This is a genomic window from Gordonia prachuapensis, from assembly GCF_036350515.1.
In the GTDB taxonomy this organism is placed as follows: domain Bacteria; phylum Actinomycetota; class Actinomycetes; order Mycobacteriales; family Mycobacteriaceae; genus Gordonia; species Gordonia prachuapensis.
This window is the reverse complement of sequence record NZ_JAZDUE010000006.1, coordinates 178,254-189,685: the sequence shown is the minus strand read 5'-3', so window position 1 is coordinate 189,685 and position 11,432 is coordinate 178,254. Positions and strand designations below refer to the sequence as shown.

Annotated in this window: 12 protein-coding genes; 2 read left to right on the top strand and 10 right to left on the bottom strand. The window is 67.8% G+C overall.

Annotation, left to right across the window (positions count from 1 at the left end; genetic code table 11):
- Positions 1-21: 21 nt before the first annotated feature.
- From V1Y59_RS09145 to glnA, 4 genes are all read right to left on the bottom strand, one after another.
- Positions 22-426: a hypothetical protein gene (locus V1Y59_RS09145; RefSeq protein WP_330504510.1), complete on the bottom strand. Its 405-nt coding sequence runs from the start codon at positions 424-426 to the stop codon at positions 22-24.
- A 108-nt stretch (positions 427-534) separates the two neighbouring features.
- Positions 535-837 (bottom strand): GlsB/YeaQ/YmgE family stress response membrane protein, encoded by a 303-nt coding sequence (locus V1Y59_RS09140; protein WP_330434551.1) that lies wholly within the window; start codon positions 835-837, stop codon positions 535-537.
- A gap of 58 nt (positions 838-895) precedes the next feature.
- Positions 896-1,081: a hypothetical protein gene (locus V1Y59_RS09135; protein ID WP_330504509.1), complete on the bottom strand. Its 186-nt coding sequence runs from the start codon at positions 1,079-1,081 to the stop codon at positions 896-898.
- Between the two features lie 156 nt (positions 1,082-1,237).
- Positions 1,238-2,671, bottom strand: a complete 1,434-nt coding sequence (glnA, locus tag V1Y59_RS09130; protein WP_330434555.1) for a type I glutamate--ammonia ligase — start codon at positions 2,669-2,671, stop codon at positions 1,238-1,240.
- 376 nt (positions 2,672-3,047) lie between these two features.
- Here glnA and V1Y59_RS09125 point away from each other — a divergent pair, with 376 nt between their 5' ends.
- Both V1Y59_RS09125 and V1Y59_RS09120 read left to right on the top strand, forming a co-directional pair.
- Complete coding sequence (locus V1Y59_RS09125) at positions 3,048-3,548, top strand: RDD family protein (protein WP_330504508.1); 501 nt, start codon at positions 3,048-3,050, stop codon at positions 3,546-3,548.
- Positions 3,548-4,291, top strand: coding sequence for a gamma-glutamyl-gamma-aminobutyrate hydrolase family protein (locus tag V1Y59_RS09120; RefSeq protein WP_330504507.1), 744 nt, complete (start codon positions 3,548-3,550; stop codon positions 4,289-4,291). Before V1Y59_RS09125 ends, V1Y59_RS09120 begins: the two co-directional genes overlap by 1 nt.
- Positions 4,292-4,303: 12 nt before the next feature.
- Here V1Y59_RS09120 and V1Y59_RS09115 read toward each other — a convergent pair whose 3' ends face one another.
- From V1Y59_RS09115 to V1Y59_RS09090, 6 genes are all read right to left on the bottom strand, one after another.
- Complete coding sequence (locus tag V1Y59_RS09115; RefSeq protein WP_330504506.1) at positions 4,304-5,044, bottom strand: DUF4191 domain-containing protein; 741 nt, start codon at positions 5,042-5,044, stop codon at positions 4,304-4,306.
- Positions 5,045-5,208: 164 nt separating this feature from the next.
- Entirely contained in the window at positions 5,209-6,189 is a 981-nt protein-coding gene (lipA, locus tag V1Y59_RS09110; protein WP_330504606.1) for a lipoyl synthase, read from the bottom strand.
- A 92-nt stretch (positions 6,190-6,281) separates the two neighbouring features.
- Entirely contained in the window at positions 6,282-6,989 is a 708-nt protein-coding gene (gene lipB, locus V1Y59_RS09105; protein ID WP_330504505.1) for a lipoyl(octanoyl) transferase LipB, read from the bottom strand.
- Entirely contained in the window at positions 6,982-7,866 is an 885-nt protein-coding gene (locus V1Y59_RS09100; RefSeq protein WP_330504504.1) for a TIGR01777 family oxidoreductase, read from the bottom strand. Before V1Y59_RS09100 ends, lipB begins: the two co-directional genes overlap by 8 nt.
- A 6-nt stretch (positions 7,867-7,872) precedes the next feature.
- Entirely contained in the window at positions 7,873-9,666 is a 1,794-nt protein-coding gene (gene sucB / locus V1Y59_RS09095) for a 2-oxoglutarate dehydrogenase, E2 component, dihydrolipoamide succinyltransferase (RefSeq protein ID WP_330504503.1), read from the bottom strand.
- A 166-nt stretch (positions 9,667-9,832) separates the two neighbouring features.
- Positions 9,833-11,359 carry a leucyl aminopeptidase gene (locus tag V1Y59_RS09090; RefSeq protein ID WP_330504502.1) on the bottom strand — a complete coding sequence of 509 codons (1,527 nt, stop codon included), beginning with the start codon at positions 11,357-11,359 and terminating at the stop codon, positions 9,833-9,835.
- Positions 11,360-11,432: the final 73 nt, after the last annotated feature.

Genomic DNA, 11,432 nt, shown 5'->3' with positions numbered 1-11,432 from the left:
GAAGGCGACGGCTCGGGCCGATCAGGCGTCGGCCCGATTCTCCCGGGCCTGCGTGACCCCGGCCTTCACCAGCAGGTACGGGACGACCATGGTGGCCAACGCGGTCACCAGCCAGACGATGACGGTCGCGGCGATCCAGGTCTCCACACCGTCGATCTCGATCCCGTCGCTGCCGATGAGACTGGCGATCAGGAGTGCGACGAAAGTGGACACCAGACCGACGCCCCCGATGAACGCATCGGCATTGCGGTTGACGAACTTGAAGATGAACGGACCCAAGATCGTCTGTGCCGCAGCGAAGATCAGGAGCGCGATGATGAAACCGCTCCAGTGGACCGTCATGTCGTCGAGGATCCACGTCGCGACCAACAGCCCGATGGCCGCGGAGATCAGATAGACGAGGGTACGGATCAGTATGCGGATCATGCGCTCATCCTAAGTGTCGGTGGCCGGGTTCCCATGTCGCCGCGGCCGTGTCGCGGGCCGTGCGTCATCGCGGGCTCACCGGTCGAGCCGGTGTGGGCTCCTCCGCGGTCAGACGCGGCGAGCGCTACCCATCCGCTTGAGGACCGCCGAGCCGATGGCGACCACGATGATCGACCCGATGAGCGCGCCGATCAGGCCACCCCAGTCGAACTTGTCCTCGTCGCCGATCCCGAGCAGGCCGGTGAAGATCCAATAGCCGAGCAGGGCGCCCAGAAGCCCGAGGGCGGTCGACGTCGCCCACGACTTCCACCCGCTCATGTCCTTGAACGCGTCGTTGGGGATGAGCGCGCGGGCGATGGCCCCGCACACGAATCCGAGAGCCAGTGCTGCGATCAGACTTCCGATGTCCATGACACCTCCTGACCGCAGAGTAGCCCGACCGGGTAACGCGGGTGCCGATTTTGGGTGTCTAGAGGATCTCGACCTTGGCGCCCGACTCGAGCGTGATCTCGCTGCGGTCGTCGGAGCTGTTGACGAGTTTGAGGAGGAGCTGATCGGTGCCGGTCGGCGTGGCCGTCTGCACGACGGCGCGGAGGCCGTCGACGCTGATGCGGTCACCGGGGGCGAGGTCTTCGACGAATCTGGTGCGGCTCATGGACTCAACCTAGTTCGAATCCGAGTGAAACGGCAGGGTACAAGGGCCTTAACGTGACACCAATCACCTGCGCACCGATTCCCTGATCACCGGGGGTGAGACGACGAAGGGCGGCCGGGATGAGATCCCGGCCGCCCTCGATGTCCGTGCTGGTGATCAGCAGTCGTAGTAGAGCGAGAACTCGTACGGGTGCGGACGGATCTGCACCGGATCGATCTCGTTCTCACGCTTCAGCGCGATCCAGGTCTCGATCAGGTCCTCGGTGAACACGCCACCCGCGGTGAGGTAGTCGTGATCGGTCTCGAGGCGATCGATGACCGCGGCCAGCGAGGTCGGTGCCTGCGGGATGCTCTTGGCCTCCTCCGGCGGGAGCTCGTAGAGATCCTTGTCGACCGGCTCGTGCGGCTCGATCTTGTTCTTGATGCCGTCGAGCCCGGCCATCATCATCGCGGCGAAGGCGAGGTACGGGTTGCCCGAGCTGTCCGGGCAACGGAACTCGAGGCGCTTGGCCTTCGGGTTGTTGCCGGTGATCGGGATACGCACACATGCCGAACGGTTGCGCTGGCTGTAGACCAGGTTGATCGGGGCCTCGTAGCCGGGGACCAGACGCTTGTAGGAGTTGATCGTCGGGTTGGTGAACGCCAGCAGCGACGGTGCGTGGTGCAGGATGCCGCCGATGTAGTAACGCGCCAGGTCCGACAGGCCCGCATAGCCGGCCTCGTCGTGGAACAGCGGCTTGCCGTCCTTCCACAGCGACTGGTGTGCGTGCATGCCCGACCCGTTGTCACCGAACAGCGGTTTCGGCATGAAGGTGACGGTCTTGCCGTTCTGCCACGCGGTGTTCTTGATGATGTACTTGAACAGCTGCACATCGTCGGCGGCATGCAGCAGGGTGTTGAACTTGTAGTTGATCTCGGCCTGGCCGGCGGTGCCGACCTCGTGGTGGCCGCGCTCCAACTCGAAGCCCGAGTTCTGCAGGTTGGTCGACATCTCGTCGCGCAGGTCGACGTAGTGGTCGTACGGGGCGACGGGGAAGTAGCCGCCCTTCGGGCGCACCTTGTAGCCCAGGTTCGGGCTGCCGTCGGGATCGGTCGGCGATGCGGTGTTCCACCAGCCCGACTCGGACTCGACCTCGTAGAAGGTGCCGTTCATCTCCGATCCGAAGGAGACGGAGTCGAAGATGTAGAACTCGGCCTCGGCACCGAAGAAGCAGGTGTCGGCGACGCCGGTGGAGGCCAGGTAGTCCTCGGCCTTGCGGGCGACGTTGCGGGGGTCGCGGCTGTAGGCCTCGCGGGTGAACGGGTCGTGGACGAAGAAGCTCAGGTTCATCGTCTTGGCCTTGCGGAACGGGTCGATCCGCGCGGTGGCCGGGTCGGGCAGCAGCATCATGTCCGACTCGTTGATCGACTGGAAACCGCGCACCGACGAGCCGTCGAAGGCCAGGCCGTCCTCGAAGATGTCTTCGGTGAACGCCGACGCCGGGATGGAGAAGTGCTGCATCACGCCGGGCAGGTCGCAGAAGCGGATGTCGACGTACTCGACGCCCTCTTTCTTGATGCCCTCGAGGATTTCTTCTTTGCTGCTGTACACCGTGCGGTGACTCCTTAACTTGTTCGGGTGGCCAGCGACCTGGCCCGACTCATCCGCCGCACCGTGAGACGCGGCGCCGGATCTCAGCTGGAACCGTATGGACGCGAGGTTGCCTGGCCGTCAAGGGCATGTTTCTCCTGTGTTACACACCTCTGGTGTCCGGGCAACAAGGTGTCCCGCATCGCAACGATGCCATGCCGCTCCGCGGCGCACCACGCAAGTCCCCGAATAGCCCGTGGCGGCCACCGGGCCGCCGGCGGGCAAAGCACGTCGCAGGGTGGGCCAGGGCACAGGCGCACCCGCACTACGATGGTCACATGCCCGCAACGACACCGTCGGACCTGTCACCCGTCGCGCCCTCCGGGATGGTGCGCTGATGGGCCGCGCGACGGGGTCGTGGCTCTCCGGGCCGCAGATCGGGCCCGAAGGCGGGGGCGGGGCGTACCGCGGCGAGGATCTCGGCCTTCCCGAGACGGGAGCCGGGTCACTGGCCGGCGGTTGGCTCCGCGTTCTCGGGCTGATGGTCGACTGGCTGCTGGCCGGCGGCGTCTCGCTGCTGTTCGTGTCCTTCAGCTCCCCCAACATCGGTACCACGGTGCTCGGCGTGTGGTTCGTTCTCGGCGTCGTCGCGGTGAGCCTCTTCGGCTTCACCCCGGGGCAGTTCGCCGTCGGTCTCCGGGTCGCCCGGGTCGACCATGGACCGGCGAGGACCGAGGCGGAGGTGAGCGGTGAGGTGCAGATCGCCGCGGTCGGCATCGTGCGGGCGCTGGCCCGGCAGGTGCTGATCGTGTTCCTCGTGCCGGCGCTGATCAACGACTACAACGGTCGCGCGTTGCATGACCGGGCGACCGGAACGGCGTTGGTGCGGTCGCGCTAGTGCACGGCCCGCAGGTCAGGCCGATCATCGGCCTGACCACCTACCTGGAGCAATCCCGCACCGGGATATGGGATGTGCGTGCCAGCTTCCTCCCGCAGGTCTATTTCGACGGGGTCACCCAGGCCGGCGGGATCGCGACCCTGCTACCACCTCAACCGGTGGACGCGGTCGTCGCGGCGCGGGTGGTGACCGGGCTCGACGCGCTCGTCCTGACGGGCGGCGTGGATGTGGACCCGGCGACCTACCGAGCCGATCCACATCCCGAGACCGACCCGCCGCGGCCCGACCGCGACGAGTGGGAATTCGCCCTTCTGCACGCCGCCCTCGAGCGTCGGCTGCCGATTCTGGGGATCTGCCGGGGCATCCAGGTGCTCAACGTCGCCCTCGGCGGCACGCTCCATCAGCACCTGCCCGATGTGCTGGGCCATTCGCGACACCGCATGGGTGCCGCGGTGTTCACCGCTACCGAGATCGCGATCACGCCCGGCACGCGGCTCGCGTCATTGCTCGGCGACCGGCACCAGGCGCAGTGCCATCACCATCAGGGGATCGACCGGGTCGCCGACCGGTTGATGGTCAGCGGTCAGGACGCGGACGGCCTCGTCGAGGCGGTCGAGGCGCCCGGCGGCGATTTCGTCGTCGGTGTCCAATGGCATCCCGAGGAGCGTCTCGACGATCTCCGGCTGTTCGCGGCCGTCGTCGATGCCGCCCGGACGTGCGGGTCGTCCGGCCGGAACGACTGACCGACGGTGGGGTCAGCTCTTCCGACGTGCCGTGCGCTGCATGCTGCGCACCTTGGCGTTTCCGGGGATGGGGCCCTTGGGCATGCCCGGACCCTGCTGGTTGCGTCCGCCGAGGGCGGCCAGGCGGCCCTCCAGGGCGTCGATGCGCTTGCCGTTGATGTTCTTCGGCAGCTTGTTGACGTGGCGTTCCAGCTTCTTCAGCGGAATCTGACCGTCCTCGTTGCCGACGACGATCTCGTAGATCGGGGTGTCGCCGACGACGCGTGCGACCTTCTTCTTCTCCTGCGCCAGTAGCGGCTTCACACGACTGGCGGAACCCTCACCGACGAGGACGACACCGGGCTTGCCGATGACACGGTGCACGGCATCGAGGTGCGCGTTACCCGACACCGCCTGCTTGACGCGCCACTGGCCGCGCATGTTGCCCAGCGCCCAGCCGGCGGCCCCCGGCTGTCCCTCGGCACGCTTGTACACCGTGCTCTGCACCCGGCGTCCGAACAGGATGAATGCGGCGAGCAGACCCAGGACGATGCCCAGCGGCAGCAGCAGCCAGACGGACCCGAAGAGCAGGCCGAGCCCGACGAAGATCGCGACGATGAGGACGAACAGGCCGACCATGTACGGGATGAGCCGTTTGTCTTCCTTCCGCTGCATCTGGAAGGCCTGCCACATCTGCGAGCGTCGCTCCTTGGACGCCTGCTTCCGGGCCTTCTTCGCTGCGGCTTTCGCCTCTTTGTCTTGCGCCTTTGCCATGCGACCAGTTTACGGCGCCGTCCAATGGCCCGAGTCGCCGGTTCGGCACGACGCGGACGGTCGTTCATCGGCCCGCTACGAGTTCCGCCGACGGAGGTTCCGGCCGGACGAGGTGAACTGCGGGGACGTGGTGAACTGCGGGGACGAACCGGAGATCGGTTCGGTCAGCGGGCCAGACGGGTCAGGAGGCTGCTGGCCTCCTGGCTGGCCGACCCCTCCTCGGCGAGATGTGCGAGGGCCGAGGGGATGTCCTCCCCGCGGTGGGCCATCGCCTGTGCGTAGAGGCGGCCGGCGCGGTACGACGAGCGGACCAGCGGTCCGGCCATGACCCCGGCGAAGCCGACCTCGGTGGCGAACTCCGAGTGGTCGACGAACTCCTCCGGCTTCACCCAGCGCTCGACCGGATGGTGCCGCGGTGAGGGACGCAGGTACTGGGTGATGGTGAGGATGTCGCACCCGGCCTCGTGCAGATCCACGATCGCCGACTGCACCTCTTCGGGCGTCTCACCCATACCGAGGATCAGGTTCGATTTGGTGACCAGTCCGAAATCGCGTGCCTGGGTGATCACATCGAGCGACCGCTCGTATCGGAACGCCGGACGGATGCGCTTGAAGATCCGCGGCACGGTCTCCAGGTTGTGCGCCAGGACTTCGGGTCGGGCCTCGAAGACCTCGGCGAGCAGGTCGGGCTTCGCGTGGAAGTCCGGGATGAGGTTCTCCACGCCGGTGCCGGGGTTGAGCCGGTGGATCGCGCGGACGGTCTCGGCGTAGAGCCACGCGCCCTCGTCGGGCAGGTCGTCGCGGGCCACGCCGGTGATGGTGGAGTAGCGCAGGCCCATGGCCTGGACGCTCTCGGCGACACGGCGAGGTTCGTCGCGGTCGAGTTCCGCGGGTCTGCCGGTGTCGATCTGGCAGAAATCACATCGACGGGTGCACTGTTCGCCGCCGATGAGGAAGGTGGCCTCGCGGTCTTCCCAGCACTCGTAGATGTTGGGGCACCCGGCCTCCTCGCAGACGGTGTGCAGCCCTTCGCGCTTCACCAGGCCCTTGAGTTCGGTGTACTCGGGACCCATGGTGGCGCGGGTCTTGATCCAGCTCGGCTTGCGCTCGATCGGGGTCTGCGCATTGCGGACCTCGAGGCGCAGGAGTTTGCGGCCGGCCGGAGGTGTGGAGGCAGCGGTGGCGGGATCGCCCGGGGTGTGGGCGGTGGTCGTGTGGTCAGAGGATGCGGACACAGTCACTGCTCCGATGCTACGCCCGTGGTGCTCAGTGCATCCGGTGCGCGGTGGTGGTGGTCGAGGGCTGCCGCGACCGCCGCGGCGACCGGTTCGATCAGCCCGTCGACGGTGAGCGGCGTTCCGGCTTCGCGGGCGAGAGAGGTCACTCCGGCATCGGCGATGCCGCACGGGACGATCGCCTCGAAAGCGGACATGTCGGGGTCGATGTTGAGCGCGAACCCGTGCAGCGCGACCCCGCGTGCGACGCGGATGCCGATCTGGCCGAGTTTGCGTTCGCCTCTGTCATCGACCACCCAGACTCCGGAACGGCCGTCGACACGGGTGGTGGGCACGCCGACGTCGGCGCATACGCGGATCAGGGCCTCTTCGAGGCGGCGGACGTACTCGACCACATCGAGTGGCTCGGCGAGGCGGATGATCGGATACCCGACCAACTGGCCGGGACCGTGCCAGGTGATGCGGCCGCCGCGGTCCACGTCGATGACCGGCGAACCGTCGGTCGGCCGGTCGGCGGGCTCGGTGCGTTTGCCGGCGGTGTAGATCGACGAATGTTCCAGCAGCAGCAGGACGTCGTGGTCGAGGGTGCCGTCGGCACGCTCGGTGGCCAGTCGGTGCTGCAGGTCGTACGCCGTGCGGTAGTCGACGAAACCGTCGAGCCGACGGACCTCGATGGGTTCGCGCGACGACCGGATCGACGCCTCACGCATGGACGTATCCGAGGGCGGTGTCGATGTCGGGGTGGTGGAACGAGAAACCGTGTTCGGTGAGCACATCAGGTGCAACGCGCTGACTGAACAGAATCATTTCCTCGGCCATCTCGCCGCCGACGGCCTTGGCCGCGAAACCCGGCACCTTCAGGATCGTCGGGCGATGCATCGCCCGGCCCATCGCGTCGGCGAACTCGCCGAACGGCAACGACCCCGGGGAGCACAGGTTCACCGGGCCGCTGATCGGGGAGTCGAGCAGGAACAGGATCGCGCGCACCTCGTCGGGCAGGCTGATCCACGAGAAGTACTGCTCGCCGCTGCCGATCGCGCCGCCGAGACCGAACCAGAAGACCGGTCGCAGGCGGCTCAGCAGGCCACCGTCCTTCGCCAGCACCGGCGCGGTGCGCAGCAACACGACCCGGGTGCCGCTGCCGGCGTTCTCGGTCGCCGCGTGCTCCCAGTCGGTCACCAGGCCGGCGAGGAATCCCTCGCCGGCCGGATCCGACTCGATCGCCACATGCGACCCGGTGTTGCCGTAGTACCCGGTGGCCGACGCGCTGAGGAACACCGGCACGCCTGCCGAGGCCACCGCCTCGGCGAGGACCTCGGTGGGGGTGATCCGCGAATCGCGCAGTTCCTGCTTGAACCGACCCGTCCACCGCTGATTGCCGACGCCGACCCCGCCGAGGCCGATCACCGCGTCGACCTCCTGCAGGCTCTCCTCGGGAACTCCGAAAGTCTCGGGGTCCCAACTGAACTCGTCATCCGACAACGCCTCACGGCGAACCAGCCGGACCACGGTGTGTCCCGCCTCGCGCAAGGCAGAGACCACCGCGGAGCCGATCAGACCCTGCGAGCCGGCGACGGCTATCCGCATCGCGTCCTACAGGCCGAGATCGGCGGCGAACGCGCCCTGCTCGAGACGCTTCTTGATCGTCGTCAGGAAGCGTCCGGCGTCGGCACCGTCGATCAGCCGGTGGTCGTAGGTCAGCGGTAGGTACGACATCGACCGCACCGCGATCGACTCCGAGCCGTCGTCGCCGGTGAGGACCACCGGACGCTTGACGATGGCACCTGTGCCCAGCATCGCCGCCTGAGGCGGGACCAGGATCGGCGTGTCGAACAACGCGCCCTGGCTGCCGATGTTGGTGATGGTGAACGTTCCGCCGGCCAGCTCGTCGGGCTTGAGACCACCGGCACCCTTGCGGGCGCGGGCCGCGATGTCGGCGATGGCGCGGGCCAGCCCGGCGATCGACAGGTCGTCGGCGTTGTGGATGACCGGCGACAGCAGACCCTGCTCCGTGTCGACGGCGATGCCGAGATGCACCTTGTCGTAGTAGGTGATCTCCTTCTTGTCCTCGTCGATCGACGCGTTGACGTTCGGGTGCGCCTTGAGCGCCTCGACGACCGCCTTCGCGATGAACGGCAGGAAGGTGAGATTCACACCCTCGGACGCCTTGAACGACTCCTTGGCCTGCTTGCGCAGCGACACGATCTTGGTCATGTCGACCTCGAACACCTGCGTGAGCTGGGCGCTGGTCTGCAGCGACTCGCGGGTCTTCTTCGCGGTGATCTGCCGGATCCGGTTGATCTTCTGCGTGGTGCCACGCAGTTCGGCGAGCTCCGGCTTGATCTCCGGCGACGACGACTTGGCCGGCGCAGAGGCGGCCGGGGCGGAGGGTGTGGGCTCCGGAGCAGGTTCGGGGGCCTTGGCAGCGTCGGCCGCGGCCAGCACATCCTGCTTGCGGATGCGACCACCGACGCCGGTGCCCTTCACGGTGTTCAGGTCGATGTCGTTCTCCGCGGCCAACTTCCGGACCAGCGGGGTGACATACGGCGTCGACGACATCGTGTCCGGTTCGCCCTTCGACACCGTCACCGAGTCGGACTCGGCAGCGGGAGCCGACTCGGGTTCCTTCTTCGGTTCGGGTTCCGGCTTCGATTCGGTCTTCTCGGGCTCCGGCTCGGGCTCCGGCTCCGGTTCGGGCTCCGGCTCGGGCTCGGGCTCGGACTTCTTCGCGGGCGCGGCCGACGCATCGCCGATGACGGCCAGCTTGCCGCCGACCTCGATGACGTCGTCCTCCTGCGCGACGATCTCGAGCAGGGTTCCGGCGACCGGCGAGGGGATCTCGGTGTCGACCTTGTCGGTGGACACCTCGAGCAGCGGCTCGTCGGCGTCGACGGAGTCGCCCACCTCTTTCAGCCAGTTGGTCACGGTGCCCTCGGTGACCGACTCACCCAGTTCGGGCATCACCACGTCGGTGCCCTCGGCGGAACCGCCGCCCTTGGACGATTCGGCCGACGGCTTCTCGGCCGGCGCGTCGGTGTCGGTCGACGGCGACTCCGCAGGCTTCGACTCGCCTTCGGCCTCCGCGGGCTCGTCACCGCCGGACGACGCGGACTCGTCGCCATCGGAGTCGTCCCCGCCTGCCTGCTCGCCTTCCTCACCGATGAGTGCGAGTTCCCCGCCGACCTCGACCACATCGTCTTCCTGCGCGATGATCTTCGTCAGCACACCCGAAGTAGGCGCAGGGATCTCGGTGTCGACCTTGTCCGTCGACACCTCGAGCAGAGGCTCGTCGGCCTCGACGGTGTCACCCTCCTCCTTCAGCCACCGGGTCACGGTTCCTTCGGTGACGCTCTCACCGAGGGCGGGCATTTCGACGGAGAAGGCCATCGTTGTTGACTCCTGAACTCGAGGTGTTGTCGTGTGTCTGCGCGCCGCGGTGTGTGCGCCGGCGGTGCACCGAGACGGCTGAGGCGGGTGAGCCGTCCGTCCCCGGATCACCCTACCCGGATCGCGTCACACAGACGTGGTGTGGCTTGACTTCGCCGCATGGTCATCAACCGTTGGCGACGATGTCCTCGAGCACCCGCGCGATGGTGCGCACCGGGACGCCGGTGCCGCCCTTGGGCGTGTACCCCCACGGGCCCCCGGTGTTGAACGCCGGGCCGGCGATGTCGATGTGCGCCCAGGCGACGGACTCGGGCACGAATTCCTTCAGGAAGATGCCGGCCGCCAGCATGCCGCCGTTGCGGTGATTGGTCACGTTCGCCAGGTCGGCCACCCGCGACTTCAGGTCGGCGCGCAACTCGGTCGGCAGCGGCATGGCCCACGCGTTCTCGCCGACCTCACCGGACAGCGCGGCGACGCGGTCGCGGAACTCCGCGGTCCCCATCACCCCGGGTGTCCGTGCACCCAGCGCGACCATCTGCGCGCCGGTCAGCGTGGCGGTGTCGATGAGGTAGTCGGGGTCGTCCTCGCATGCACGCACGATCGCGTCGGCGAGGATCAGCCGACCCTCGGCGTCGGTGTTGAGCACCTCGACCGTGACACCGCCGTACTGGGTCAGCACGTCGCCGGGCCGTTGCGCGGTCGACGACGGCATGTTCTCCGCCATCGGCACCGTGGCGGTCACCGACACGTCCAGATCGAGTCGGGCCGCCAGGATGGTGGCCGCGATGACCGCGGCGGCCCCACCCATGTCGGAGGTCATGTTCTCCATGTTGGCCGCGGGCTTGATCGAGATCCCGCCGGTGTCGAAGGTGATGCCCTTGCCGACGAGCGCGACCTTCTTGGCGTTCTTCTTGCCGGTGTGGATCAGCCGGAGCAGCCGTGGCAGCCGCGACGACCCCTTGCCGACTCCGATGATGCCGCCGTAACCGGCCTTCTCGAGGGCCGCGTCGTCGAGGATCTCCACCTTGAGCCCGACTGCGCTGCCGAGGCGGCGGGCCCGCTCGGCGAACTCCTCCGGATAGAGGTGGCTGGGCGGCGTGTTGACGAAGTCGCGGGCGATGGCGACGGCGTCGGCCACCGCCGCGGCGTGCTCGAGGTCGGCCTTCGTGGCCTTGTTCTTGTCGTCGGCGATCAGCGTGATGCGGGTCGGCGGCGCCTTCTTGGGCTGCGTCTTGTCGGACCGGAACGCGTCGAATCGGTAGGCGCCCATGAAGAGTCCCTCGGCGGTCGCCTGCAGGTCGACCGTGGACAGGGTGGTGACGACGGTGTCGATCCCGTCGAGTTCGCGGGCGACGACACCGGCTGCCTGACGCAGCTTCTCCGCATCGTCGACGTCGTCGGCGTCGCCGAGGCCCACCGCCACGACCACCTGGACGGGGAGTCCTTCGGGGGCGGGGAGCCGGGTGATCTCGCCGTGCGAGCCGGTGGCACCGAGCCGACGGACCGCCGTGGTGATCGCGTCGGCAGCCGCGTCGTCGAGGACGCCGTCGCCGATCACGAGGGTCGGCTCGGCCTCCGAGTCCTCACCGGGCTTGATCAGTCCGATCACGAGGACCTCGTCCGACTTGCCGAGGGAGGTGGCCACTTCCAGTTCCGGGCCGCGTACGCGGTCGATGGTGTCGTTCTTGCTCACGGTGCCAACTCTAACCATGGTGACCGATCGCGGCGTCGCGGTTCGGTCCCGGCGGGTGGGCCCTAAGGTTGTG

Bases quoted from the DNA above. Each gene is read 5' to 3' on its own strand.
- V1Y59_RS09145 (WP_330504510.1), bottom strand. From the start codon at position 426: ATGATCCGCATACTGATCCGTACCCTCGTCTATCTGATCTCCGCGGCC.
- V1Y59_RS09140 (WP_330434551.1), bottom strand. From the start codon at position 837: ATGGACATCGGAAGTCTGATCGCAGCACTGGCTCTCGGATTCGTGTGC.
- V1Y59_RS09135 (WP_330504509.1), bottom strand. From the start codon at position 1,081: ATGAGCCGCACCAGATTCGTCGAAGACCTCGCCCCCGGTGACCGCATC.
- V1Y59_RS09125 (WP_330504508.1), top strand. From the start codon at position 3,048: ATGGGCCGCGCGACGGGGTCGTGGCTCTCCGGGCCGCAGATCGGGCCC.
- V1Y59_RS09115 (WP_330504506.1), bottom strand. From the start codon at position 5,044: ATGGCAAAGGCGCAAGACAAAGAGGCGAAAGCCGCAGCGAAGAAGGCC.
- lipB (WP_330504505.1), bottom strand. From the start codon at position 6,989: ATGCGTGAGGCGTCGATCCGGTCGTCGCGCGAACCCATCGAGGTCCGT.
- V1Y59_RS09100 (WP_330504504.1), bottom strand. From the start codon at position 7,866: ATGCGGATAGCCGTCGCCGGCTCGCAGGGTCTGATCGGCTCCGCGGTG.
- sucB (WP_330504503.1), bottom strand. From the start codon at position 9,666: ATGGCCTTCTCCGTCGAAATGCCCGCCCTCGGTGAGAGCGTCACCGAA.